Genomic DNA, 24520 nt, shown 5'->3' on the forward strand with positions numbered 1-24520 from the left:
CACCTCGGGCAATTCAGTTGGGGACAGTCGCACGGGATCAGGAGAAGCCTCCGGGTCTACCCACTCCCCCAAAGGAGCGCGCTCGCTGATACGCCAGACCATCCTCTTCGGTCTGGCCGGCGGCCCATGCGCAGACTTGAACGTAGCCACGTTTGAGGACACCACAATTGCTTTGAGAGGTCGGTTAGATGCTACGACCAGGAGGCAAAGAGTTGAAGGGGTCGCGCTCCCAAAACCACCCAGGGAAACTACTTGACGGCTCATGATTCGGCCTACCGCTTCCTCGCCCGGCCCCAGTCGCGCTCTGACAGCCCACAACGGGTCGTTCGGCCTGATCAATGATGGCCGGCCGCGCACAAGCCGGGACATCGGTGTCGGACGGATCCGTCATCGCAAAGCGCGTTTCTCTGTCCCGGCTCGTCCGGGCTGGGGCGGACGATTCGGATCAGCGCCATCAGCGTCGATTGCGGACGAACGGCGTGGACCCGAGGTTGCCGAGCCGGTGCCGGAGCGGCGCACAGCGTGAGAACTATGCAGAAGATTCCGAAGGACGAGTGGGTGCCGCGCTACGCCAGAAAGCTGCGGGAGTTGATTACTGAGGTCTCTGGCGACGAAGCGATGAACCTGGCGCTGGCCGAGGCCACTTACCCCGAAGCAGGTGAGCTGACAACTGAAGAGGCCGTGGAAGTCTATCTTCTTGAAGAGCCGCCCGCAGATGTTGGGCATCCGGGGACGAACGTCCCATGACGAGGGTGCGCGGCGCATGAGCGCGGACAAGGACATTTGGGTGACGGAGTTCGTCAAGGAAATAGTTCTTCACGCATATCCGCCAATGCCGAAGAAGTCTGCGATCAAGGCTGCTTTGAAGCTCTGGCCGTACTGGAGCACCCAATCACCCCATAGATCGGCGCGCGAGTGGGCGGCCTCGCGGCGAATCCGCTAGTCACTTCATCTCGCTCATCGGGAAGCAAGGAAACACGATGCTGCTCGTCCTCATTGGCCTGGCGCTGGTTGCACTCAAGGCCGCTGCGATTGGTCCATTTGCAGAGTGCCCCTGGTGGCTTGCAGTTGCCCCGCTGGCACTCGCGGTTTTATGGTGGAAGTTTTCCGACGCGACAGGGCTCGATAAACGCCGCGAGATGAAGCGAATGGACGAACGCAAGGCGGAGCGTCGCCGCAACGCTCTGACCGCAACAGGGCAAAGTCCGGAGGCCGAAAGGGCACTCGCCGCCCGACAACGCGAGATCGATCGTGTGGAAGGCCGCCGTGCAACGGTCCGACAGAAGAATCGCGATTCGTTGTTGGGGAGTAGGCTAGACAGCGAGCAGCCTGAAGCTTCAAGACCAGCAGCGAAGCCGGACGATTCGCGCTAACTCAAAGCCAGACGAAAGCGGCGAAGGAGTAGAGTCATCACCCGCCTGTTGGTGACGGAAATGCTTGCCTCCAATCCCGACCCGACACCGCCGCTGGAACTGCCCGTGTTCGCCGAGAGATTCGCGCTGGGGGTGTGTACGGGGTCTGCTGTAGTCAGCGTCTTCCACCTAGAAAGCTGGTGGGCGGCCAGCCTCGCTTTCAGCGGGTTTGTGCTGTACCTGGTGCTGCGGTGGGCCCGCCTGGTTCGAGATCCGCAAGACTAGACACTCGACCTGAGGAACGCCCCCGTGACCTGGCCCGTCCGCTAAGGGCGCCGGTCGCGCACGGCCACGATCTATTGCTTGCACCCCCTAATGTCGCGAGGTCCGCTAGACGAAGTCTTTCCGGATCGGAAGAATTGTTGTAAGCGTCCGGCGAACCCGTCTTGAAAGCCGCTGATACATCGGCAACGATGGTGTCCACCAAGGAGCTCAAGTGGACACCAAGAAGGACGCCAAGTTCGGGAGTCGCCGGCGGCACGGCCCGGAGTTGAAGCGGCAAGTGCTGGCCGAGTGCGCGACGCCTGGCGCGTCGGTGGCCAAGGTGGCAATGACCCACGGTTTGAACGCGAACCTCGTGCACAAGTGGAGGCGACAGGCGCAGGGCGGCGACGGGGTCGTTGCGGCAGCGTTCGTCCCTGTGGCCGTAGCCGCGCCGACTGTGATGAGCGAGCCGGCGCCGTTCGTCGATCTCGAGCTGCAGCGCGGAGCCATCAGCGTACGAGTTCGCTGGCCGATGGCAGGAGCTTCGTCCTGCGCAGCCTGGCTGCGCGAGATCCTGCGTTGATCCGGGTCGACGCGGTCTGGCTCGCGGTTGAGCCGCTGGACATGCGCGCGGGCACCGAAGCGGCGCTCACGCGAGTGGTCAACGTGTTCGGCGCCGCCCGGCCGCACCACGCCTACCTGTTCGCCAACCGCCGCGCCAATCGCATGAAGGTGCTCGTGCATGACGGCATCGGCGTGTGGCTGGCGGCACGTCGGCTCAACAGCGGCAAGTTCGTCTGGCCCAAGGATGCGGGCTCGACGCTGGCGATGACGCGCGTTCAACTCGATGCTCTCGTACTGGGTCTGCCGTGGCAGCGTCTTGGCGAGGCCGGGGTCATCACCGTGCTGTAGTGCAATTGCCGGATGTGCCGATGCGACGCGGCACATGCGCTGGCACGATCACGATCCGTGATCGCCGACACGTCCTTCGACACCCTGGATCCGGAGCAGATGCGCCAGGCGCTGCGCGCGCTGCAGGCCGAGGTGGCGCGCAAGGACGAGGTCATCCAGCGCCATGAGCGCGAGTCGGCGTTCAAGCAGGCCACCATCGACAAGCTCACGCACGAGATGGCCGTGCTCAAGCGGCTGAAGTTCGCTGCCAAGAGCGAGGCGTTCACCGCCGAGCAGAAGAGCCTGATCGAGGAGACCATCGACGCCGACCTGGCGGCGCTGGCCCGGGAGATCGAACAACAGACCCCTGGCAAGAAGGCGCCGCAGGACAAGCAGCAACCCAAGCGTGAGAAGCTGCCTGCGCACCTGCCGCGCCGGGAGTTCCGCCACGAGCCCGAGAACACCACCTGCGGCTGTGGCTGCGCGATGAAGCGCATCGGCGAGGACGTTGCCGAGAAGCTGGATTACGAGCCTGGCGTCTTCACGGTGGAGCGCCACGTCCGCGGCAAGTGGGTGTGCGCCAAGTGCGAGACCCTGGTGCAGGCACCGGTGGCACCGCACATCATCGACAAGGGCATCCCGACGACCGGGCTGCTGGCCCAGGTGCTGGTTGCCAAGTACCTGGACCACCTGCCGCTGTACCGCCAGGAAGCAATCTTCGAGCGCGCGGGGCTGGCGATCGCACGCTCGACGCTGGCACAGTGGGTCGGCGAGTGCGGCGTGCAGTTGCAGCCGCTGGTCGACGCGCTGACGGCCGAACTCCTGAAGCACGACGTGCTGCATGCCGACGAGACGCCAGTGGCGATGCTCAAGCCCGCTAACCTGAGGGATGGCAAGACACACCGGGCGTACATCTGGAGCTACTGCACGACGAGCTTCAACCCGATGAAGGCGGTCGTCTTCGACTTCGCAGACAGCCGCGGCGGGCAGCATGTGCGCGCGTTCCTCGGGCTGCCGGGCAGCGCCGAGGCCCCGGGTTGGAAGGGCCGCCTGGTGACGGACGACTTCAGCGGCTACAAGGCCTGCTACGACATGGGCGTCACCGAGGTCGGCTGCATGGCCCACGCAGGGCGATCGACTACAGCCTGAAGCGATGGGTCGCGCTGACGCGCTACATCGACGATGGCGACTTGCCGATCGACAACAACTGGGTCGAGAACCGGATCCGGCCGATCGCGCTCGGGCGGCAGAACTGGCTGTTCGCTGGGTCGCTACGCGCCGGCAAGCGGGCCGCCGCCATCATGAGCCTGGTCCACTCGGCCAAGCTCAACGGGCACGATCCGTACGTCTACATCCGAGACGTCCTCGAGCGGCTGCCCACGCAGCCGGCGAGCCGGGTCGACGAGTTGCTGCCTCACCGCTGGAGAGGCACCGACGCTGATACGCTGGGCGCATGAGCCCCAGCAAGCCGTCGCGCCGCATCGAGCCTCTACGCGTCTACCAGCTGCGCCTCGAACTGCTCTTCATCGAGCCGGTCATCTGGCGCACGATCCTTGTTCCCGAGACGCTGACCCTGCCCAAGCTGGACCGCGTCATCCAGGCGGCTATGGGGTGGACCAACAGCCATCTCCACGCTTGGCAGATCGACGGGCGGCGCTATGGCGTTCCAGACCCCGAGTGGGACCCGCCTGGCGAATTGCTCGACGAACGCAAGTTCACCGTTGGAAGCGTACTGGGTGAGCACATCGACGAGTTCTTCTACGACTACGACTTCGGCGATGGCTGGGAGCACCGCATCGCGGTCGACAAGCGCCTCGCGGCCGACACCGAGCGCAATACCTGGCCGATGTGCATCGCTGGCGCCAATGCGTGCCCGCCAGAGGACGTTGGTGGCCCACCGGGGTACATGGACTTCGTCCAGGCCATGAGCGATCCGATGCACAACGATCATCTGCAAATGTGGCGCTGGAACGGTGGGCCGTTCGACCCCACGAGCTTCAGCCTCAACGACGCAAACCGCGCGATCAGGAAGCTGCGCTGAGCAACGCCTCGGCGTCAAGATGAGTTCGCCGGACGCTTACGAATTGTTCCCTCGCGATCAGTCCGATCCGGCACTTTGATCAACACAAGGCGAAACGCCGTGGGTTGAGAGTTCCACACACGAACGTTGGACTTTTGGATCAGAACAAGCACCAGATTTAAGTGCCCTAAGCTGTTTGTGCTGCTGCGTCAGCCATTTCAACGAGGTGACCATGAAAACACTCGCGTGGTGTCTTGCGTTTCTCATCACGTTGGCAATGGCACCCTCACCTTTGATCGCGCAATCGGCCTGGACGTGGATCGCTCAAGAGGGAAGCTCATTCACGATCGAACTCGGGCAAACCGTCCGCTACGGTGCGGGCTCATCATGGATCGAGAAGACGGGCATCACTTCCGGACAGTGCACCAACGCATTCTTCGGTGCTGACCCCCTATATGGCACCGTGAAGTCGTGCGAGGTCAACGTTCCCTCCACGGCCGTTCCCCCTCTCCCGGCGGGGTTCCAGGAGGTGGTCTTCGCGAGCGGCCTCGTCCAGCCCACCGCATTGAGATTTGCACAGGACGGTCGTCTCTACGTGGCCGAGAAGCGTGGTGTGGTCAAGGTCTTCGCTAGCCTCAGCGACACCGCTCCGAAGACATTGATCGACCTGCGGACGAACGTCTACAACTTCTGGGATCGCGGACTTCTCGCCATCGCGCTGCACCCGAACTTCCCGTCCACGCCCTATCTCTATCTCCTTTACACCTACGACGGTGACATCAACGGCATCGCGCCCAAGTACGGGAGTCCTGGCGTCGACTCGGACCCCTGTCCCTCTCCCCCAGGGCCGACAGATCAAGGCTGCGTCGTGAGCGGACGCCTCAGCCGGTTCGCAGTTCAGACCGATGCGACTGGGCAGTTGTATGCGGGCCCGGAGACCGTCATGATCTCCGACTGGTGCCAGCAGTTTCCGAGTCATTCCGTGGGTAGTCTGGCGTTCGGGCGAGACGGCGCGCTCTACGTAAGCGGCGGCGACGGAGCCAGCTTCAATTTCGTCGACTTCGGGCAGATCGGCAATCCGTGTGGCGATCCAGCCCAGGAGGGCGGGGCCCTGCGAGCTCAGGACCTGCGCACCCCTTCTGATCCAGTGGGCCTCAGTGGCACGATCCTGCGAATTGACCCGGAAACGGGGGCCGGGCTCGCCGACAACCCCTTCGCCACAAGCCCTGACGCAAACGCGCGGCGGGTGATCGCTTACGGCCTTCGCAATCCATTTCGAATCAATGTGCGCCCGGGCGCCAACAACGAACTCTGGGTCGGCGATGTCGGATGGAACACCACAGAAGAGATCAACGTGGTGAGCAACACCACCGATCGAGTTGCCAGAAACTTCGGTTGGCCCTGCTACGAAGGGACCACTCGACAAAGTGCCTACGAAGCGGCAAACCTGCCGATTTGCACGGCCCTGTACGCGCAGCCCAATTCGGTGACGCCGCCGTTCTTCGCCTACGCGCACAGCGCAAAGGTCGTTCCGAATGATCCCTGCCCGACCGGTGGCTCTTCGATCTCGGGGCTCGCGTTTCAGTTCTATGCCGGTGCTCAATACCCACTCAAGTACAACGGCGCTCTCTTCTTTGCCGACTACACGCGCAGGTGCATTTGGGCCTTGCTCAACGGGACCGACGGCAAGCCGAGCATCGCGAGCGCGCAGAACTTCATGGTTGGCGCGGCGAATCCTGTGGACCTGCAGATCTCGCCAACCGGAGAGATCTTCTATGCGGATCTGAACGGCGGCACGATCCGGCGCATTCAATACACCGGCAGTCAGAACAACCCGCCCTCGGCCGTGATCAGTGCGACCCCGGTCTCGGGTTCTGCGCCCCTTACGGTCAGCTTTGACGGTTCGAAATCAACTGACCCCGACGCCGGCGATACGCTGACCTACGCTTGGGATCTGGACGGCGACGGGGTGTTCAATGATGGAAGTTCCCCGCAAGCCGCTTTCACCTTCACCAAGGCCGGGACCTACACGTCGAGCCTGCGGGTGACGGACTCGAAAGGGGCCGTGAGCATCGCGACCAGTACCATCAACGTCGGCGGAAACACGCCTCCTGTGGCAGTCATCGTCTCGCCGCCCGCAACTTTCAAATGGAAGGTGGGCGACAGCATCTCGTTCTCGGGATCCGCGTCCGATGCACAGGATGGTGCCTTGGCAGCAAGCAAGTTGTCCTGGTCCGTGGTGTTGAACCATTGCGATAGCCAGGGGCAGTGCCATCAACATCCGCAGACCTCCTATCCCGGCGTAAGTTCTGGGACGTTCGTGGCTCCTGATCACGCCTATCCCTCGTCCCTGGAGCTGATTCTCACGGCCACGAATTCGGGCGGGCTGACGGACACAAAGAAGCTTCGCTTGGATCCCTTGACGACGGATCTCACGTTTCAGACAGTTCCCTCTGGGCTGCAGCTTGTGGTTGGCACAGAAGCCAGCGTCGCGACATTCAAGCGAACCGTTATCGTCGGCTCCACCAACACCGTGAGCGCGCCGGCACAGGTCAAGGGAAAGCAGACGATGTTGTTCGAATCCTGGTCGGACGGCGGCCCACAGTCGCATTTGATCATCGCGCCAGCAATGCCTGCGACCATCACGGCACGCTTTAGGAAGTGACAGCCCTGACGCAGGCCCGTATCGAGGGTGGCATCACCGCCAACCCTCGGATGGGTTTCCCGAAGGTGAGTGCGGTTCTGCGGGTTGCGGCTGAAGATGCTGGCCATCGCCGATTCGGCCCCGCTCGTGTCGCTGAACGCCGTACTGGCCCCAATCTCGGCGCTCGCTGGGCCTTGCAGGAGGCAGCTGAACCTCCTATGCTGATCCGGCATATCCGTTGTCCGATCACTAGGGACGCGCGCTGGCCAAGAGTCTCCACGGGTTCAACTGGTATTCGCTGAAGTCTGAAACGGCGGCCAAGTGGTGGGGGCAATCCGCCTCGGCCGTTGCTGCCGAGCACAGCGGGGCGCCGCATGGCTCGCCGCATATCGTCGCCGCAACCGTCCAAATCTTTGCGGCTGCGGCGATCTCTTGGATGTGGTTCGGGGCGTTCCGCATTCTGGGACGGGCGCAATCACAGGAACGGCGTTCATTCCCGAAGCCAGTTTGGCTGGCAAGTATCCACTCCGCCAAGTTGCACAGTTTCGGCGAATGGATCTGCCGCGGGTGGTGGGCAGTTGGCATGGCGTCCTTCGTCGTCCTGCTGTTTGCCTTCACCATGCATCAGGCCTACCAGCCGGCGGTGCTCGTTATGGCGCTGATCGCGATCATCGTCGCGGCCGAGCACTACAGTGGCCTCAAGGACCAGCAACACGACCTCAAAGAGCAGCGCCAAGAGCTCAATGCCCAATCGAAGGAACTCAGTTCTGCGGCCGCAAATCTTGCCACAGTCAAGGACTACACCGGCCGCTTGGCCGAAGACGCCGGCCTCAGCCATTTCGTTCACGACGTCTACGAGCGGTACGCGGCCGCCGAGGAGATCCATGCGGTCGTGCGCATGCATGACATCGATCCGGTGTGGTGGTCATTCGCGAAGCACGCGGAGGACCCGTGGAAGGGGTATTTCGAAGACGCAACGAGCCGGCCGGAACCAGAACACGCGACTGCAGCGCGCCGGAATCTCGCCCGGGCACTGACGCGCCCAGACAACAGAAAATTGCGAGCCTGCTTTGTCACGGACCTGCCGATGCCGGGTTCTGAGGAGTGGGATCGGCGGATGAGTCCGGCAGGTGGTGAACCGCTGTTCGGCGACCTGCTGGGCTTTGCGTGGCAATGGATTGTGCTGCAGGAAGTGCAAAGGCACTCGCTGCAAGTCGAATGTCGGGCTTGGGTATCAAGACCGCTATGCTGGGTGCATGCCACCGACCGTGTGGTCTTCCAAGTGTTGCGACGCGAGCCACGGAGCCGTTCGGCGGTACTTGTCATCGCCGACCGAGACGGCTTGTCATTGAGCGCAGGGGCCCAGGAGACTTACCGCGGCATGGTCCAGTGGGCAAGCGCGGAGGTGCGGCGTTACGCGGATCGTGGCTGCTTGGGTGAGGACTACCTGCTCGCCATACTGCGCCACGCGGCCACGCTGGCATCCAAACAAGGGGACGCCGAATTGGTGGCAATCGGCGACGCGACCCCTGATCTCCTCTACCTGCTTGAACTGCTCGGCGCGCAGGCCTGGATCAACAGCACCGCCCGCAAGTCCACAGCCGCTTTGGGGATGCTCGATGACGCGTTGGTCTTCGAGTCCTCCGCCAAGGTGTTCGTCAAGGCTCTGGCCACGATGTTCCCGGGACAGAGCCGGGTCTCGGTCCACGACCTTTGGAGCCGATTGGCATGAGCACTGCAGATCGCGCGCTCAACGTCGCGCTACGCGCCATCCGCGTGGCAATCGTTGCTTTGCTGAAGGAACTCCCTAACCGTCGCGACGACTCACATTGCTTTGATCTGGAGGATCTGCCGGACCGCCTTGTGGCCGGGATGCGAAGTGGGGTGCCGAAGCGCCTGCAGCGCTTGCTGCTGCGGCGTGCGCGTCGTCTGGTGGAAATAGATCGGTCGGACGTGCCGGTCACGGACCAGCGGACTTTGATGCGTGATCTGACTGGCACCTGGCTGGGCTTGTACTTCCTGGGGACGCCTTTCCCGCACCCATGGGAGCCAGTCGCGCGGTACGCCGAGCGACATGGCTACGACCGGGACGGCGGCGTTTTTAAGGCAGCCGGCGATGTCTATCGGTCGGCGCGCCGGGCATTGCCATCGCACTCACGCACTTCCCGGGCACAACCGCTGATGCTCTTGGATCTTGGGCCGCTCGCGTACCGACAGTTCGTCAAGCTGGCTGAGGGTCAGGACGCCGATCTGTCCACCACCATCCGTGCCCTCGGGGCCTGCTACGAGATGCTGCAATTGCGTCTCTACATTAGGGCGGGCGGTCCGATCGAGCATGTCATTCTCGAGGGCACGCTGCGCGCCCTCATCGACAAGAGTACCGAGAACGCCAAGGAAATGATCAACCTCGCGACGGACACGTACGGCTCGCTGCCTGCGAAATCGCTTGGTCAGACAATCACCATCGCCCTTCAGAGCCAAGATGTGTACAAGCCGTTGACGCGCATGCCCGGCTGCGTGCTGGCTTCTAGCGAAGGCGTATACCGATCCCGACTGACAGCCGACGGTGGTCCAAATGGCAATCGCCTGACCGATGCCCAACTCACCCTGTACCGACAAACCTTGAGCAAGGCGGTCGGCCCGACGGCGGGAGGACACAGGGTCAACGACGAGGGCGACTTGAGGGCCTTTCTGATGAAAACGCAGGACCGCCGTGTCAGCGCCCTTTCGCCCCTCAAGTCGTCTTCCTGACACCCGCTGCGCGACAGCTTCCCCGGCGGACGGTCTGCTTGAGACCGGCGCGGTACGCCAGAGCCGCCGTTCGTGCCAACCTACTGGTCCACTATCGTCGAACGACTGGTGTCCTTGGCAAAACTGCCGGTCGAGGCCGCGGTACTCGAATGTCTGGAGAGGGTGGAAGCAGGCGTCCGAGTCTCGGCCGCGACTGTCTCAGATCAGTCTGAACTGATCCCTGGGGAAGTCGGCCGTTGCGCGGTGCGGCGACGGAGTCCAATACATTGCAAATTAGCGCTGCGGCTTCTTCCTCACACGCTGGCTAGCAGCGTTCGTGTTCGAGCGAGTCACAGTCACCCTCGACAATGCCGCGAGTCGACATCGGCAGTTCGAATCATTGGCACGGATCGCAAGCGCCGCTCCAAGACCTGTTGGTCAGCGTTCATCAATGCGCGCACTCTCCGGAGAGTTCTCCATTCGTCGGTCCGGTGGAGGTGGTGGCTTCGTCGCCTTAGTCGTGCAGAGAGCACACGCATGACACCGCGGCGATGCTGCAGGCGCCAGGTCAGAGCTGACTGAGGTGCTTGCCGACGAGGCCGGTCATTTCAAACATCGTGACCTCGTCTTTGCCCATGACGGCCTTGAGCTTCGCATCGCAGAGAATGTTGCGCTTGTTCGCCTGGTTCTGTAGGTTGTGGGCCTTGATGTAGTCCCACAGGCGCTTCGTGACTTCGGTCCTCGGGAGCGGCTCAGGGCCGACCACCGCGGCGAGTTCGGTGCTGGGCTTCAGGGCCTTCATGAAGGCGGTGGTCTTGGGGGCAGTGGTATTGGGCATGCAGTTCTCTTAGAACAATGGGGGACGCGGAGCATACGCTTTGACTGCGTGTCACTTTGTGTGACATCCGGCGGAGAGGCGAAATAGTCCGGGCGGCTTTTTCGACTCGTTGAGCGAGCGCAATCCAGCCCTGTTCTCGCAGTGCCGGATGCCTGCGACCTGACCGCCTTCAAGAACCAGTTGCCTTGCCAACACCTTGCCGTTGTGGTCGTAGACCCGTTCGTCCCGTACCCGGGTGCTGGGTATATCGACTTCGACTATTCCCGGAGTGCGGCAGACGATGATGGCGGCGCGGCTGACGCGCGGCACAACTGGAGGATGGAACTGCACTTCTGGTGTCGCTCGTAGGCACGGCTCTGATGAACGCGCGCATCTCACCCACTACGCGCGCTCGCCTTGCGCGCCTCGAAGACGGGTGCGACGTGCGCGTGCGCCGCGTGATGCTGGTGCCTCCAATCGCTGATCAACGTAACAGTGGACTCCAGCTTGGACCTTGAGAAGCTGCAAGAGCAGCTCGAGCTGCTCAAGCGCTTTGGCGCGATTTGATTTCGCACAACCGATACGGGGTCTGTGAGGCGAACTCGCATTCGCGGGCGTTGCTTACCCAACGCTTACTTTGCGCGAGCGCAGCAAAAAGCACTTAGAGCCGCTTGGCGCTAAGTGCTTGTTTTTGCTACTTAATTTTGGTGGGCCCTGAGTGACTCGAACACTCGACCTACGGATTAAGAGTCGGAGAAAGTTCGGTTTCACGAGGTGTCATAACGGATCAGGAACCACGCTGTAACCCGCGCCAATGCTAGCTTTCAGGCCAACTGGTGTATAAAGATGGTGTCAAGACGAACCACCTCATCCACCTCCATATGGTCCTCAGTATGGTCCCCATTCCTGAAGAGACTGCGACCGGCAGAAAGGTTGCTCGAGCGCTGAGCGATGCAGCGATCCGTGGACTTCGCGAAGGCGAATCGCGAACCGATGGGAGCCTGCCGATCGGGTACGGCCGCCTGATGGTCCGATGCACGAAGGCGCGAGGCGCCCTGCGAAAGGCCTGGATCTTTCGCGCTCGGACTGGCGACAACACGATCAAGATGCACCTCGGTGACTACCCAGCGCTGACGCTGGAAGAAGCCCGGACCCGTGCCCGAACGCACATCGAGCAAGTCAAGCAAGGCGTCGACCCGAGAATCGCCGCGTTCGAGCAACGGCAAGCAACGATCGAAGCACACCGGGAGCAGGCAGCGCTCGGTGTCTTCCGGACCTTGCTTGCGAGCTACGTTGCACATCTGCGCGCGAAGGGCAAGGCTTCGGCAAAGGAGGTCGAGCAATTGTTCGAACGTCATGTGCTGAAACCCTGGCCTCGACTGGCTGAGCTGCCGGCCAGATCCATCACACCGGAAATGATTCGAGACATCTTGGCCAAGATGATCAAAGCCGGCATTCGCCGCCAGACCAACGTAGCGCGTTCGTACTTGCACGCTGCCTTCGTTCATGGCGCCCATGCGGACCTCGATCCCAGGCGTGCGGCAGACGAGGCACAGATCTTCCGGCTGACGACTAATCCGGTCAGCTTGCTTCCTCGAATCGAGGAGTTCGAGACCACTCGAGACCGCGTGCTCACAAACGACGAATTGCGCTTGCTGTGGACATCGCTCGAAACCGTCCATCCGCACCTTGCCGTCACGATTCGTTGCGTGCTGTTGCTCGCCGGCCAGCGATTCAGGCAGCTCCTTCGGGCAAGGAAGGACGACTACACCGCGGCGGCGCGTGTGCTCAAACTGGCGGATCCCAAGGGCAAACGCGCGCGCCCTGTCGAACACCTGCTGCCGGTCTCGGATGCGGTTGCCGGAGAACTCGACATACTTCTCAAGGCGAACACCGAAGGCTCCTACATCTTTTCGACCACGCTCGGCGAAAAGCCCATCCATCACACAACGCTCGGTTCCACTATCGCGGCCATCGCCACCGCAACTTGCCCCGCTGACACGAGGTACCGTCCGGGCGACGTCCGCCGAACGGTCGAGACGCGCCTGCAGGCCCTGGGCGTATCGCGCGACGAGCGCGCGCAGTTGTTGAGTCACGGCCGCACGTCCGGAGTGCAGGGGAAGCACTACGAGCGCTACGACTACCTTGACGAAAAGCGTGCTGCTCTCGCGCTCTGGGAGAACGAGCTGGCGCGTGTCTTGAAGGTCCGCCGGCTCTCCAAGAGTCGATCAGTTGACAGCAGTCCCCGACAGAGGATTGCGCGGACGCCGGCAAGAAAGCAGGCGTCGGCTTCCCTTCCCGCGCCTGGCAAAACGACCCGAGTACCCGTTCACGCGTAGCAACGGAGCAGGCGCTCAGTGCGGACGCACTGAGCCCGTTCGGACCCTGGGCCTGGGCCTCTGACTACTGCCGCATGCTGTTCGACAACCAAGCCTAGTCCTCGAAGCCCATCTTCCGCAAGCATTTGACCTTTGTCGCGATCCTTGATTCGATTGACGCGCGATCGGCCGCGACCAGCGTCACCTGGCCCATGCAAACAAGCTCATGGTCATCATGGGCACGCACGCAGAAAGTCGTGCTGCGGTTTCCCAGTCGCTCCACCCAACCCGAGAGGCGAACCTTCGCGCCGGAAGGGATCGGCCCGCAATGTTCGATCCGGATGTCGCGTCCGACAACGACCTCTGCCGCCGGATCGATATGCCGCTGCATTTCCCGAATGCAGATCGATTCAACAACTGCGATGAGATACCCCGTGGCGAGGCACTCGATCAGCGTTTCGGCGTAGGCCTTTCCGTGCGGTAAGCGCGTAAACAGCGAACGTGCGGTTTGATCGGTTGGCACGACGTAGGTCTCTTCGAAGCATATCTCGCTGACCTGTTGATGGTTCATGAAGTGGATCGGTTGTTGGCGGTGCTGGAAGGGCAAGGAGTCATCATGGTCACGTGGACTCACGCAACTCCCCAAGCACCAGACACGGCAAAGGACGCGGCGTTTCGACATCTGCTGATGCGGAAGCGCCGCCGCCCAAAGGCCTTCGAAACTCGTCCAGAAATGCTGTAGGCGTTCGAAAGGCGGAACGCTGCGACGCGACTAGGCTCGGCTCGACGTCATCGGTCGTGCGCGTCTGACTTCACGCCAACGGCGTTGGGTCAGCCATGCCGGGCAGTGACCTGACGCCATTGCGTCTTCGCCGCCACCGACCTCCGCGGCCACGCTCGTGCGCGCGAGGTTGTGTTCGGGCCTCTCCCCGGCGTCATCAACGTCTCGGAGACGCGGATCCTCGTGCACCTATCCGAAGCGCCGACCGTTTCGAAGAACTCAATGGCGGCGCGAGACTGCAAGATGGGGACCGTCACATTCCGACCGGAACGCACAGGTTCGGCACATCGCTTTCGATTCTGCGTAACGAGGCTCGACTCGACTTGCAAGGATGTCCTGCCGTCGTCTGACCAAGGCGACCACGACCTCCTCCGACATCAATTCAACACGGTGCGTTGTGTGCTGGGCTGCCCTGCTCGGCGTCTTGACCACCACGTACCCGTAGGGTGCTACGTTCTGTCGCGTCTGGCCTGCCACTGCCATCCGCTGGGCCGACAACTGAATCACGTCCGACAGGAACGGCCGGCGGATCCGCCGGCTCTTGAACTCCACCAGCACGACGAAGCCGGATGGCTTCCGGTATGCCCGGTCGAGTTTGGCAACCATGTGTACTGGCCTCGACAAACGAAACGACTTCTCTATGTAGAGCAGTTCCGCATCGAGCAGCGCCGCAGGCCTGGAAGCTCGCTCTGTCGAAGCCGTCTGGGCACCTGGTACTCCCCTTCGCGCCCGGAATACCATCAGTAGGGCGACGAGAACAGAGAAGCCGCAAACGATCCATACCAGCGCGTTCATTCGTCGTCTCCACGTCGTCTCAGCCACCAGCGGGAGCCCACCGCGATCAAACCCAACGCCACTCGAACAGGCTTCTGCAGGACAGGCCATCGGCACAGCACCGAGCAGATGCCCGGTGCCATGCGGTAGTAGAGCTTGATGAGCCAGCGCCCCCAAGGCCTTGGGCGCCACGCGACCTCCCGGAACCGACGAAGGACCTCGGTTTGCCATGCCTCACCGAACAAGCAGGTGGAGATGAAGCATCGACCTCGCCGCCGCACGTCTCCAGACAAGGCATCGAGTCCTTCTTGCTCGAACTTCTGATGTGCGAGCAGTCCCCGCTTCCTGTCTCTTTGCTGGCTCTCCGTTCGGCGCGTTCCATGCAGATGCTCGAACAGCACTAGCCTCTCACACCGTCCCATTTGCGCCAGCTCTGAGGCGCTGATCGGGCGATCACCCGGAGGCCCTTTGCGATGCTTTGCCATCGAGGCCTCACTCCGCGTGCGACGGCGCGAACATTTCGTTCGTCACCTCGCCGCATCCTTCCTCGGCGTCGCTCCGTGTCACTCGCGTGCGAGGCGCCAGGTCGACGGCCACAAGTTGGCCCATTTGGGTCAGCAGGCCGTCGTAGGCCAGGACACGCAGTCGGTTGATCCGCTTCGTACCCTTCGGAAACCGAATCAGATCGTCGTACAGCCGGGGATGGTCCGCGCGCGCAAGCTCGAACACCAGGCGGATGGTCGCGGCATCCTTCGACGCGTCGTTGGTCATGCGCCCTCTCCCGCCGTATCCGACGCGCGCTCACGTCCAGCGCCTGCCATGGAACTGCGCGCGTAGTTCTGCCCCGCGAGCTGGAAACCGCGGACGTTGGCGAACATCGGCTCCTTGACCTCGTGAATGCGGTGCATCGGAAACGCCGCCTTCACCGCCTTGCGAAACAGGAACGCCCCGCCTCCAACGAGGATGATGTTCTGCAGGCTGTGCGGCGACGCGATCCATTCCTTCATCGTCGACACGGCCTGCTCGGCGACCGACTCCGCCAGCGGCAGATGACGGCTCATGTCGTAGGCCTTCTGATAGATCACAGGCGACTTACCGGAGCGAAGCGCCAGGTCGATGGCGTCGTAGTCCCGGTACGGTGAACCGATGCTCTTCGTGATCTCGGCCGCCAGGATGCGTAACACGTCCGACATGCCCCGATTGAACGAGTGGCTCTGCTTCTGGACCAGCCGCATGCCCCGAGCTACGAGCCAGTCGAAAGTGCGCGAACCTGGGTCGATGATCAGGCTCTGTTCGCTCCCGATGGTGGCCATCTTCTTGTGCTCGGACGCGTAGTGAACCAACGCACCCTGAGGCTGCGCCACCGCGAGCGCCTTGCCGACGGTCACGGTCTTGCCGCCTCCGATGTCGTGACTGCCGACCATCATCTTCTCCAGTGCGGCCTTCTTGACCGCAAAGAGGGCGACAGGCAGGCCGACCACCAGCAGGTCGATGTGACTGAGCTTCATCATGCTGAGCGCACCTCGCAGCAGCGCCAGGTATTCGGGTGACTCGGTGTATTCGTCGTGCAGTTGCTTGGCGCGAAAGGTGTCCGCCGCAAGGCCGACGTCGGGACCGACCTCATAGAACAGCGGGCCAACCGGGATGCACACGGTCTTTCTGCGCTCGCTGGCCGGCCACAATGGCGACGCATCGCTGCTGGGATAGGCGATGGACGGGAAGCTGATGCAGCGAATGTCGGTGCCCGCGGCGGCCGTGACGAACTTTGTGTTGCCGGACCCGACATCCACCGCTCTGACGATCAATTCCATTTCAAGACTCCAAGGCAGGTTCGAGGGTGACCAGCATTGACAGGTCGATGCGGTCGCGCCACGCAGAATCCCCGCCGGAAGAGCCCGATATCGCGATCAGCCTCCGCTGAGCGTCAGTCAACCGACAACGCGCAGGCAGTGCGCTGACACTCGAGATCGAGACTTCTTTGGGAGCCTCCACGTGTGTCACCACGCTCTCACCCGAAGTTCGCGCGTCAACCCCGCAGGTCGCGGCGGCTGACACTGGGTCGATCACCTCAGCGAACGCCGCCAATGTTCCGCCAGGGACCAGAGGCAGCACTTTCCCTTGTCAACCCCGCATGCAGTCTCGCTCCCCTCCCTTCCCGGAAAATAAGCACTGCTCAAGCGCGCGTCCCGACACCCGAATTCGCCACCCGCAACCCCCGCGGAATCAGGCCGGTTTTGGCGATACCTGCTTGACCCATCGCCGTCGCCGGCGTCAACTACGGTTTCCCGATGGCCGTCCTGGCCATGCTCCTGATGGAGCAAAAGGCGTCGCAGTCGTTACCTGCCCTTCAAGCTCCGGTCTCGAACCGGAACAGCTGTCGCCCCCGAGGTGGTAGCCCCGAGGTCTTCTTCGTAGTGCATGTGCCGTGGCTTGCCGGCGTTCATCGCCGGGCGTTCCTGAAACGCGCCACTGCCTTCGATCCTCCGGTCGGCACCTGATGCCGCACCGATGTTCCCGCCATCGTTTGAGCACGCGTTCCACGCACCGCGCGGTTGTGTTTGCCTTCTTAGGCTCCCCGCGCGCCCTCGCTCACAGACTCGACACCGCCCTGGACTTTCGGTCAGGGGTGGACCCATGCGAGTGGATGGCGCCACGAATCCAGAACTGATCCACCAGTGGCGTGCAAGGCCTGACTTTGCCGCCGATGTCGATCGTCACGCCCTCGAGGTGTGCCGGCATCACCAACCCCACGGCCGCAGAAATGCGCGAGTGGGACGGATCACCCCCGTTTCATTTTTAAGAACGACCGAGCCGATCCGCGCATGTGTGCGGATCGGCAAACCCCTGGGTAGGCGCAGCGACGTTCGTGGTCGCGGGCTGCGCTCCAACACACGACCACGCACCGGCAAGGGCGACGGAGTCCGCCCTGCCGATGTCTTCCACGCGATTCCACGTTCATCACAACGTGCCTGCCGTTCGGGCGGCGGGCACTCGACCTCGGAGCACAACTCATGTCTGACACCACTTCGCGCCCGGCCCCTCCTCGCCCATCTCGTCGTTCCTCGCGTCGCCGCCGCCAAGAGCCGGCGAGCGCTGGGCGCATGGCACAGCACGACCCCGTGCGCCGGCAAGAATGGGCGGGCCAGACCCCGCACCAGATCCTCGAACGCTATCGGCCGGGCAGGGCACCACCGCTCAAAGTCCTGGGCCTGTTGCTGGAACTCTTCAATGCCAGACACACCTCGCTGGACAAGACCGTGTCGCACAAGACGCGGCACGAACGCGCTCAGTTCCTGCGGCGCTTCTTTCGTGATCTGAACGAGAAGGCCGGCTTCAAAAAGCTGCCCGATCCGCGCAACCTCGGGCAGAAGCACCTGCGCGCGATGGTGCAGGTGTGGCAGCGGGAGCATAAGGCGCCGGCCACCATCCAGACGTACCTGAGCTTTCTGCGGGGGCTCGGCATGTGGATGGGCAAGAACGGCTTCGTGCGCGAGCCCGCGTACTACGGGCTGAATGTCGAGCAATACCAGCGCCACGAGTACGCGCAGCGTGACAAGAGCTGGTCGGCGAACGGCGTGGACATCGACGCGCTGATCGCAAAGGTGTGCGAGTACGACCGCTACGTCGGCGCTTCGCTGCGGCTGATCCAGTCAATGGGTCTGCGCCGCAAGGAGTCGGTTCTGTTTCGTCCCTACGAAAACGTCGTGTCTTTTGCCGATACCGGATTGCCGGACGAAGAGCAGACAGCGGATCGGTATGTGTGGGTCAAGGGCAAGGGCGGTCGCGTTCGCCACATCGCGCTGGACCGGCCCGCCCGCGCGGACGCGCTGGCCTTCGCTCAGCAAGTGGTGAGCGGCCGGGACGCCCACATGGGCGATCCCGCCAACGACCTGAAGAAGAACCTTCGGCGCTTCGACTATGTGCTGGAGAAATTCGGCATCACGTTCAAGCAACTCGGGGTGACGGCGCATGGCCTGCGCCACGAGGCCTTGATCGATCACTTCGAGTCACTGACCGGCCATGCGCCGCCGGTGCGTGGTGGTGATGCGTTATCGCCGGAAGCCGATGCGGCAGCTCGGCAGGCGGTGTCCCGGCTGGCGGGGCATTCGCGTATTCGCGCGTCTGGTGCTTATTTAGGTCAGTCGGTTGTTATGCGCAGTAGAGCGTGCAGTTGCCAGCCAGAAACTGAACCCACCGACGCCAAGGCCGGACGATGATCGGGAGCCGGAGTCACGTCGCCGTGACCGGCCGCGAACAACACCTTCGTCGGTGCGGGCGGACGAAGCGCAGCAGGCGCCGCACGTATGATTCGGCCCCCTCAGGCAGGCGGTTCCCGCCCACGCCCGTTCCACACACTTCAAGGAGTACGACCATCGTCACCAAGCCCACCGCAGCGAAGCCCGAAGGCAAGAAGCGCGCGCCAAACCCGGCGTTTGCGAAACCGATGACGATCAGCCCGGTGCTGGCTGCTGTCGTCGGCGCCGATCCCATTCCGCGCACCGAGGTCACCAAGCGGCTCTGGGACTACATCAAGGCGCACAAACTTCAGGACGAGCAGAACCGCAGGCTCATCAACGCCGACGACAAGCTCTTCGCCGTGTTCGACAAACGCCAGGTCACGATGTTCGAGATGACCAAGCTCGTGAACGCGCACCTGAGCTAACGGTCCTCTGATCCCGGCGTGAACTCAGGCCGCCAAAGTCGTCATCGCGGCGGGCGCGGCCATGGTGCCCCTGCACGCATCCGTGCCGCACGCGCACGGATAGTCGGACGGATCGTCGCCGTCGATCACGAGCGCGTAGTCCAGGAACAGTTCGTCGCCGGCTTGGATTGCGCGAATGGTGCGAACGACGATCAACAGTTCGTCATCGGCGCCTCGTCGTTCGACTGCCTCGACGTTGGGTATGCAGGCGTGATTGATGTGCCGCGTCGCGTTGCCGCCCTGCGCGCCGTCGATGACGGACCCGTCCGACAATCCGAACAAGTAGGTGAGTTGGTCGTTCCAGCCAGGGTGGGTGTCGTCGGGTCCGTAGCGCCGGCCCGCGTAGTGCCCGATCACCTCGCCGGCGCGCAGATTTCGCAGCGCGAAGACGCCCCGTCCGTGGACGTCGCTTCGACGTACCTCGACCGCGCTCAGGTCCGCCCCATCGGCGATTCGTTTGGGAATTTTCATGGAGCTGAATTGTCGCGAAGTTTTCGCGGCGGCAGAGTCACCATTCCTATACGCGCACCGCGCACATCGATGACCCGTCACGACGCATCGATGCCCACGCGCAAGGCCAACGTCAGGATGGCCTGGCGCAGCACGTCGTTGCCTCGCAGCGCGGTACCCATGCGCGTGCCCGTGAGCGCTGCGGCTGCGCGATCCCCGAACAGCACCAGCGCCTGATCACGATCGCGTTGCCGCGACATCCAGAACAAGCCGTCCACGCCGGCGAACTGATGGTGGATCGCTTCGGCCCAGCGCGCCGTATCGAGGTAGTCGATGGGCGGGCTCGTGATCAGTTCGGACTTCGGAACCTTCAGGCGATGGAGTCCGTCCGTGGTCAGGTTGACCAATTGCAAGTCGCGGTTGGGCACGATCCGGCCGTACGCGCGATTCGCAAAATCGTCCAGGTCCACGAACTTGTCCGGCGCGTCGATCGGCACGTTGTGGAACACGGTCTCGAAGATTGCGCAGTCACGCGATGAGCCGCCGTACAGGTACGGCACGACGCGACCCTTGGCGTCACGAATCGGCGCGAACCGCGTCGGCTTGCGCAGCGTGCCGGCGGCGTCGATGCCCGGATTGAAGCTCTCCGGTTCGAGCGCCGCATCGTGGATGACGTGGATCGCCTGCCCCGCAGGCCATGGCTCGATCAGCGGGTCGAGCTTCGTTCCCGGCGCTCGACAACTCAAGCCGCGCTCCCGGCCGCGTCGCGCCGGGCCGCCTGCACAACCGCGTCCGGTGCCGACTCCAGCAGGTCGACCGGGCGAGCCTGCCCCGGTAGCCAGCCGTTGTTCGAGGCAAACCACAGCGCGAGCTTCCAGGGTGCTTTGTGCTCGCCGAAGGCTTCAAGGATTGACTGCACCACCTTGATCGGCTTGTGGTCCTCGAACTGGAACAACGGGAACACCTCCCGCGGCCGGCCGGATTCGTCGCGATGGCGCACGGCGAACACCTGGCGCCGCTTCTTCCAGTTGTCTGCCAGCGCGTTGCGGTTCCCGGCGCGGGACTGATTCGCGTCGGCCAGCTGCTCGGCGGTGGCAAAGCCGAACTCGTTCAGCACCCGGGCGTGCCGAGCCGCAAGCCGCTGCGCCATCTTCGTGTCGATCCGGCTCGGCACCACCATCTGCCCGGCGATGAAGTCAACCAACTCTTCCAGCTTTTGTTCGCGGATTTCCGCGGTCTTCTGCGACAGCACGCGGTCCAGCATCGGCATGACCGCTTCCAGTACCCGCGACATCGCGTCGCTGTGCACCTGCAGCAGATACGAATGGCTGGACTTCTCCGGGGCGGGATCGGCCCGAGTCTGCGCCGCGGTCGGCGTCCAGGGCTGAAACGACAGCACATCGCCGGGCACTGCCGCTTGAGAAGAGGATTTGCTCATTGCGCCGGTCTCCGATGGAACAGATGATATTCTATACACTCTCATCAATTCCATCAAACCCACTGCTTCACCCTACGTGGATGGCTTCCTCCTCGTTCGCTTCCACGTACCCGAAGCGCTGCCACGTCCTCGGATCGACTTCGATGGGACCGCAGCGCTTCGAGTCCAGGTTGACCATCACGCCATGCTCCGAGATGCCTCCCCTGGAGAACAACTCGTAGAGCAGTTGCGCCGCGAAGCGCACCGCGACATCGTTGACGAAGAGTCCCTGCGAGGCCAGCGACACGCGCACCGAACATGACGGTCGGTTGTCGTCCGACACGGTCTCGTCCAACAGTTCGGGGAACAGTTCGGTGACGCAGGGCAGGTGCGACGCGCCCTCGACCGACCCGGTTCGCTTGGGCGCTTGGCCGAGCACCACCTGGGCGGTCGATTCGGTGTTGCCGAGGTCCAGCCAGTAGCGATAGTTGGTATGCGGATGGAACACAAGGGCGTGCATCGCGCGACGGGCCGCTCGGCTGTCGACGCAACTGATCAGGATGTCAGCATCCAGGTGGATTCTGCGTTCGCGCTGGTAGTCCTCGTAGCGAACCGGATGCGCCGTCCAGTCCAAGCCGTAGAACTGGTTCAGGCGGTGGATCGTCACCAGTGCCTTGAAGCGCCCCACGTCGGCAGGGCTGTAGAGTTGGCGTCCCACATTGGCTTCGCTCACGCGGTCCGCGTCGAAGGCCGCGACATGCAGCCCGTAGGGATGCCCGAGCGCCTTCATCGCAATGTCCAGCCGCGCCAGACACGGCGCCATCTGTGCGCCATTGCCGCCGACGCCAACCAAGTGGATGGCGACGCGACGATCCAGCAGTGCCCTGTCGATTCGATGCTCCACGGTCAGCCCCTCGCTCTGTGCAACAAGTTCAGTATCTTTCGCAGGACGCCTGTCTCAAGTGCGTCCTCCCGGTGGTCCTCGGCCATTCGCTCCGCCGCCTGCCAAGGGTGCGGCAGTGCCTTGTACATGCCGTTGAGCACCAAGCGGAATTCGGCCCTGGGCTGATCGTGGTGCAGGCATCCGAAGACACCGGCGACCTTGATGCCTTGGTCGTCCCTGTCGTCGTCGTCCGACCAGAACGGCGCGCCTTGACCGTGGGTGTGCAGGTCCACCGCCAGCGTCTCGTCATCGGCCAGCGCCAGCATCCGATAGTCGATGCGGGTCGGTGAGCTTCGCACCGCCTCGCACATCTCCAGGCGCAGGGTGCGCGTGCTGCGCGAGTAGATCAGGGCACCGGCCACTTCATCGGGCAGCCCCCACCGCCCCTGTTTCACGAAAGCCTCGATCAGACGAATCGGCAATACGCCGAACGAGAAGGCGATGCGTTCGTCCACCTGTCCATAGGGCAGGGGCATGCCGGGGACGGAGGGCATCAAGCGCTGCACGCAGTCCAGCCAGTCCAGCTTGATCTGCACGAACACGCCATTGGCCGCCATGATCACGCGCTGGCCGTTGGGCATGTCGGGCAGCTCGCCGAAGCGCGGCGCGGCGACCAGCGGACAGGCCGTCTGCAGTGCGACTTCGCGAGGGTCCATCACGCGACCTCCTTCATGCCGAGCAGTGCCCCAAGCGTGGTCTTCGCGTCCACCAGAACGCGCTCCGGGAAGCGGCTGAACTTCCCGTCTAGCATGTCGCGCCAGAACGCATAGGCACCACCGCGATAGCTCACGAGCTCGCCTTGAGCGTTGGGGTGGGTGAAGTAGGAGCGCAAGAAAGCATCGTTCCACGCGCCGATCTTCTCTGCGGTGGTGCCCTCGGGCACGGGCACGTTGCCCTGGCAGATGTCGCCGTTGGCGTACACGTTGAAGTACGGGGCCTGGTACAGCGGTGTGGCGGGCGTGGGCCGGGCGCTGCCCTTGACAGCCCACACCTTCCAGGCCCGGTTCGAGGCCGCAAACACCAACCCGGGCTGCGGCACCGTCTCGCCACGCTCGACCGCGCCCATTTGTTGCTCGTGCCCTTCGGTACGAAACGAGATGTGCCGTTTACCCGGTGGCAACCACCACACCAACAGGTCGCCGTCCATGTAGAGCACGGTCTCCGGCAGGAAGCCGGCATGCGCCACGCTCTTGCTGAGTGCACGCGCCAGATCGATGGCGGCGCGCGGCGTCATCGCCTGTCCCGCCCCGATCACCGCCTCGCCATCCGCGTCCTCGACCGCATGCACGGTCGCAAACGCGCTACCCGATGCACCGTGGTAGATCAGCACTGCGCGATCCAGCCGCAGCACGCCATCCGTCTGGGTCCTTATCGAAAACTCCGCTTGATTCATATCCGTCCCCTTGGCATCCAGTCTCACGCCGAAAGCTGGTGGATCAAGCGGTCGATCAGCCCGATGGCCTTGAAGCGCGTGCGCATGGCCTTCTGCCACGCGCCCATGCTCTGTGGCGCGTCCAGCGCAATTTGCAGTTCACCGATGCGGTCGCAGCACTCGGCCTGATGCGCCATGTTCAGCAGATCGTCGTAGATGCGCACCGTGACGTCGCTCTCGTGCCAGGACAGCACCGCGCCGAAGCCGATGTACTCGCCTTCGATGTCGGGCCGGAACTGGTCTTCAAACCGCAGACGGGACAACGCGAGCGCATCGGCAGCGATCTGCTGCGCCTTCGGGTCCTTGAGCGTTCGTGCCGCACTGCGCAAGCTCGGCGTCCGACCTTGCCGCCGGTCCGTGTGAGGCCAGCGCCTCGCCCACTCGGGATAGGCCGCTTCCAGCGTCGCGCGGGTGACCATCTCTTCGCGCGTCACTGCCCTCGCCTCATCATCCTCCCCGCACTGCATGTCCAGCGCGATCTCCTCGTTCTCCTCGCCGCACCAGTAGACGTAGGTCGCCACGTCGCAGGCCAGATCGGGCGTGAAGAGCGGATAGACGTAACGACTTTGATCGTTCAGCACCTTCAGTACGACGGCGCCCAAGCCCGGGTGCGCGCGTTCCAGTGTCTCCAGCCCCTCGCCTATCGGCCACTCGTGCTCCCGCGTCTCGTACCAGTAGAGGTCGACGGCGCTGTATCTCAGTGGCACGCCGGAGCGTGCAACCCGATGACCGCCGCTGTCACTCACGGCCACCATCGCGAAACCCGGCGAGAGGCAATGCAGCGGGCCGACTTCGCGCTTGACCCATGCATCGAGGGCCTGCTCGCAGACTCGCAGCGTGTCGTCCCACGTGGCCGGTATGTCACCCTCGCGGACGGCACCCGCCTGGATCAGAAAGCGCGAGACGGCGGCGTTGGCGCTCGCCAACTCATAGGGCACCAAGGTCCTGGGGATGGCTGCTTCAAGACGCGGCAGCGTCATCGAGC

The 24520-nt window shown here is 63.3% G+C and carries 24 protein-coding genes and 1 pseudogene; 12 read left to right on the top strand and 13 right to left on the bottom strand.

All coding sequences use genetic code 11. The features are described from left to right. The first annotated feature begins 531 nt into the window (after positions 1-531). The 9 genes and pseudogenes from ACWH49_RS26710 to ACWH49_RS26750 all read left to right on the top strand — a co-directional run bounded on the left by ACWH49_RS26710 (position 532) and on the right by ACWH49_RS26750 (position 9922). On the top strand, positions 532-747 hold the full coding sequence (locus tag ACWH49_RS26710) for a hypothetical protein (protein ID WP_448174203.1): 216 nt from the start codon (positions 532-534) through the stop codon (positions 745-747). 233 nt (positions 748-980) lie between these two features. Beyond that, complete coding sequence (locus ACWH49_RS26715) at positions 981-1373, top strand: TIGR04438 family Trp-rich protein (RefSeq protein WP_448174204.1); 393 nt, start codon at positions 981-983, stop codon at positions 1371-1373. Positions 1374-1848: 475 nt separating this feature from the next. Beyond that, positions 1849-2199 (top strand): IS66-like element accessory protein TnpA, encoded by a 351-nt coding sequence (tnpA, locus tag ACWH49_RS26720; protein ID WP_448174205.1) that lies wholly within the window; start codon positions 1849-1851, stop codon positions 2197-2199. After that, entirely contained in the window at positions 2196-2528 is a 333-nt protein-coding gene (tnpB, locus tag ACWH49_RS26725) for an IS66 family insertion sequence element accessory protein TnpB (protein ID WP_448174206.1), read from the top strand. Before tnpA ends, tnpB begins: the two co-directional genes overlap by 4 nt. A gap of 99 nt (positions 2529-2627) precedes the next feature. After that, a pseudogene (gene tnpC / locus ACWH49_RS26730) lies at positions 2628-3964 on the top strand (IS66 family transposase). Then, positions 3961-4548, top strand: a complete 588-nt coding sequence (locus ACWH49_RS26735; RefSeq protein WP_448174207.1) for a plasmid pRiA4b ORF-3 family protein — start codon at positions 3961-3963, stop codon at positions 4546-4548. The pseudogene tnpC and the gene ACWH49_RS26735 overlap by 4 nt, the downstream one beginning before the upstream one ends. A 211-nt stretch (positions 4549-4759) precedes the next feature. Continuing rightward, positions 4760-7192: a PQQ-dependent sugar dehydrogenase gene (locus ACWH49_RS26740; protein ID WP_448174208.1), complete on the top strand. Its 2433-nt coding sequence runs from the start codon at positions 4760-4762 to the stop codon at positions 7190-7192. Between the two features lie 562 nt (positions 7193-7754). After that, positions 7755-8903, top strand: coding sequence for a hypothetical protein (locus ACWH49_RS26745; RefSeq protein ID WP_448174209.1), 1149 nt, complete (start codon positions 7755-7757; stop codon positions 8901-8903). After that, complete coding sequence (locus ACWH49_RS26750) at positions 8900-9922, top strand: hypothetical protein (protein WP_448174210.1); 1023 nt, start codon at positions 8900-8902, stop codon at positions 9920-9922. Before ACWH49_RS26745 ends, ACWH49_RS26750 begins: the two co-directional genes overlap by 4 nt. A 547-nt stretch (positions 9923-10469) precedes the next feature. On the opposite strand, the gene ACWH49_RS26755 is transcribed toward ACWH49_RS26750, so the two are convergent. Further along, positions 10470-10739, bottom strand: coding sequence for an SWIB/MDM2 domain-containing protein (locus ACWH49_RS26755; protein WP_448174211.1), 270 nt, complete (start codon positions 10737-10739; stop codon positions 10470-10472). A gap of 860 nt (positions 10740-11599) precedes the next feature. Between ACWH49_RS26755 and ACWH49_RS26760 the strand changes: the two genes are divergently transcribed. Continuing rightward, on the top strand, positions 11600-13057 hold the full coding sequence (locus ACWH49_RS26760; RefSeq protein WP_448174212.1) for a tyrosine-type recombinase/integrase: 1458 nt from the start codon (positions 11600-11602) through the stop codon (positions 13055-13057). Between the two features lie 94 nt (positions 13058-13151). Here the strand turns inward: ACWH49_RS26760 and ACWH49_RS26765 are convergent, their stop codons facing one another. The 5 genes from ACWH49_RS26765 to ACWH49_RS26785 form a co-directional block, all read right to left on the bottom strand. Further along, positions 13152-13607 (bottom strand): thioesterase family protein, encoded by a 456-nt coding sequence (locus ACWH49_RS26765; RefSeq protein WP_448174213.1) that lies wholly within the window; start codon positions 13605-13607, stop codon positions 13152-13154. Positions 13608-14036: 429 nt separating this feature from the next. After that, positions 14037-14612: a PD-(D/E)XK nuclease family protein gene (locus ACWH49_RS26770; RefSeq protein ID WP_448174214.1), complete on the bottom strand. Its 576-nt coding sequence runs from the start codon at positions 14610-14612 to the stop codon at positions 14037-14039. Next, entirely contained in the window at positions 14609-15076 is a 468-nt protein-coding gene (locus ACWH49_RS26775) for a CFI-box-CTERM domain-containing protein (protein ID WP_448174215.1), read from the bottom strand. Before ACWH49_RS26775 ends, ACWH49_RS26770 begins: the two co-directional genes overlap by 4 nt. A gap of 7 nt (positions 15077-15083) precedes the next feature. Continuing rightward, positions 15084-15362, bottom strand: coding sequence for a hypothetical protein (locus ACWH49_RS26780; RefSeq protein ID WP_448174216.1), 279 nt, complete (start codon positions 15360-15362; stop codon positions 15084-15086). Then, positions 15359-16402, bottom strand: a complete 1044-nt coding sequence (locus ACWH49_RS26785) for a PRTRC system protein D (protein ID WP_448174217.1) — start codon at positions 16400-16402, stop codon at positions 15359-15361. Before ACWH49_RS26785 ends, ACWH49_RS26780 begins: the two co-directional genes overlap by 4 nt. Before the next feature lie 1290 nt (positions 16403-17692). On the opposite strand from ACWH49_RS26785, the gene ACWH49_RS26790 reads away from it, so the two are divergent. Next, complete coding sequence (locus ACWH49_RS26790; protein WP_448174218.1) at positions 17693-18808, top strand: integrase domain-containing protein; 1116 nt, start codon at positions 17693-17695, stop codon at positions 18806-18808. A 227-nt stretch (positions 18809-19035) separates the two neighbouring features. Continuing rightward, positions 19036-19254: an SWIB/MDM2 domain-containing protein gene (locus ACWH49_RS26795; protein ID WP_448174219.1), complete on the top strand. Its 219-nt coding sequence runs from the start codon at positions 19036-19038 to the stop codon at positions 19252-19254. A 24-nt stretch (positions 19255-19278) separates the two neighbouring features. Here ACWH49_RS26795 and ACWH49_RS26800 read toward each other — a convergent pair whose 3' ends face one another. From ACWH49_RS26800 to ACWH49_RS26830, 7 genes are all read right to left on the bottom strand, one after another. Beyond that, entirely contained in the window at positions 19279-19764 is a 486-nt protein-coding gene (locus tag ACWH49_RS26800) for an SET domain-containing protein (protein ID WP_448174220.1), read from the bottom strand. A gap of 77 nt (positions 19765-19841) precedes the next feature. Beyond that, entirely contained in the window at positions 19842-20489 is a 648-nt protein-coding gene (locus ACWH49_RS26805) for an RES family NAD+ phosphorylase (protein ID WP_448174405.1), read from the bottom strand. After that, positions 20486-21181 carry a hypothetical protein gene (locus ACWH49_RS26810; RefSeq protein WP_448174221.1) on the bottom strand — a complete coding sequence of 232 codons (696 nt, stop codon included), beginning with the start codon at positions 21179-21181 and terminating at the stop codon, positions 20486-20488. The genes ACWH49_RS26805 and ACWH49_RS26810 overlap by 4 nt, the downstream gene beginning before the upstream one ends. A 67-nt stretch (positions 21182-21248) precedes the next feature. Further along, positions 21249-22064: a PRTRC system ThiF family protein gene (locus tag ACWH49_RS26815; protein WP_448174222.1), complete on the bottom strand. Its 816-nt coding sequence runs from the start codon at positions 22062-22064 to the stop codon at positions 21249-21251. A gap of 2 nt (positions 22065-22066) precedes the next feature. Then, the gene (locus ACWH49_RS26820) at positions 22067-22759 is read right to left on the bottom strand and encodes a PRTRC system protein A (RefSeq protein WP_448174223.1); all 693 of its coding nucleotides are present in this window, start codon (positions 22757-22759) and stop codon (positions 22067-22069) included. After that, positions 22759-23496 carry a PRTRC system protein B gene (locus ACWH49_RS26825; protein WP_448174224.1) on the bottom strand — a complete coding sequence of 246 codons (738 nt, stop codon included), beginning with the start codon at positions 23494-23496 and terminating at the stop codon, positions 22759-22761. Before ACWH49_RS26825 ends, ACWH49_RS26820 begins: the two co-directional genes overlap by 1 nt. 23 nt (positions 23497-23519) lie before the next feature. Then, positions 23520-24515, bottom strand: coding sequence for a PRTRC system protein F (locus ACWH49_RS26830; protein ID WP_448174225.1), 996 nt, complete (start codon positions 24513-24515; stop codon positions 23520-23522). Between the last annotated feature and the right edge of the window lie 5 nt (positions 24516-24520).

The sequence above is a fragment of the Rhizobacter fulvus genome, assembly GCF_964020785.1.

Bases quoted from the DNA above. Each gene is read 5' to 3' on its own strand.
- ACWH49_RS26745 (WP_448174209.1), top strand. From the start codon at position 7,755: ATGGCGTCCTTCGTCGTCCTGCTGTTTGCCTTCACCATGCATCAGGCC.
- ACWH49_RS26710 (WP_448174203.1), top strand. From the start codon at position 532: ATGCAGAAGATTCCGAAGGACGAGTGGGTGCCGCGCTACGCCAGAAAG.
- ACWH49_RS26775 (WP_448174215.1), bottom strand. From the start codon at position 15,076: ATGGCAAAGCATCGCAAAGGGCCTCCGGGTGATCGCCCGATCAGCGCC.
- ACWH49_RS26795 (WP_448174219.1), top strand. From the start codon at position 19,036: ATGACGATCAGCCCGGTGCTGGCTGCTGTCGTCGGCGCCGATCCCATT.
- ACWH49_RS26755 (WP_448174211.1), bottom strand. From the start codon at position 10,739: ATGCCCAATACCACTGCCCCCAAGACCACCGCCTTCATGAAGGCCCTG.
- ACWH49_RS26765 (WP_448174213.1), bottom strand. From the start codon at position 13,607: ATGAACCATCAACAGGTCAGCGAGATATGCTTCGAAGAGACCTACGTC.
- ACWH49_RS26820 (WP_448174223.1), bottom strand. From the start codon at position 22,759: ATGGACCCTCGCGAAGTCGCACTGCAGACGGCCTGTCCGCTGGTCGCC.
- ACWH49_RS26785 (WP_448174217.1), bottom strand. From the start codon at position 16,402: ATGGAATTGATCGTCAGAGCGGTGGATGTCGGGTCCGGCAACACAAAG.
- ACWH49_RS26780 (WP_448174216.1), bottom strand. From the start codon at position 15,362: ATGACCAACGACGCGTCGAAGGATGCCGCGACCATCCGCCTGGTGTTC.
- ACWH49_RS26715 (WP_448174204.1), top strand. From the start codon at position 981: ATGCTGCTCGTCCTCATTGGCCTGGCGCTGGTTGCACTCAAGGCCGCT.
- ACWH49_RS26770 (WP_448174214.1), bottom strand. From the start codon at position 14,612: ATGAACGCGCTGGTATGGATCGTTTGCGGCTTCTCTGTTCTCGTCGCC.
- ACWH49_RS26740 (WP_448174208.1), top strand. From the start codon at position 4,760: ATGAAAACACTCGCGTGGTGTCTTGCGTTTCTCATCACGTTGGCAATG.
- ACWH49_RS26790 (WP_448174218.1), top strand. From the start codon at position 17,693: ATGGCACAGCACGACCCCGTGCGCCGGCAAGAATGGGCGGGCCAGACC.
- ACWH49_RS26800 (WP_448174220.1), bottom strand. From the start codon at position 19,764: ATGAAAATTCCCAAACGAATCGCCGATGGGGCGGACCTGAGCGCGGTC.
- ACWH49_RS26735 (WP_448174207.1), top strand. From the start codon at position 3,961: ATGAGCCCCAGCAAGCCGTCGCGCCGCATCGAGCCTCTACGCGTCTAC.
- ACWH49_RS26810 (WP_448174221.1), bottom strand. From the start codon at position 21,181: ATGAGCAAATCCTCTTCTCAAGCGGCAGTGCCCGGCGATGTGCTGTCG.
- ACWH49_RS26750 (WP_448174210.1), top strand. From the start codon at position 8,900: ATGAGCACTGCAGATCGCGCGCTCAACGTCGCGCTACGCGCCATCCGC.
- ACWH49_RS26760 (WP_448174212.1), top strand. From the start codon at position 11,600: ATGGTCCTCAGTATGGTCCCCATTCCTGAAGAGACTGCGACCGGCAGA.
- ACWH49_RS26830 (WP_448174225.1), bottom strand. From the start codon at position 24,515: ATGACGCTGCCGCGTCTTGAAGCAGCCATCCCCAGGACCTTGGTGCCC.
- ACWH49_RS26825 (WP_448174224.1), bottom strand. From the start codon at position 23,496: ATGAATCAAGCGGAGTTTTCGATAAGGACCCAGACGGATGGCGTGCTG.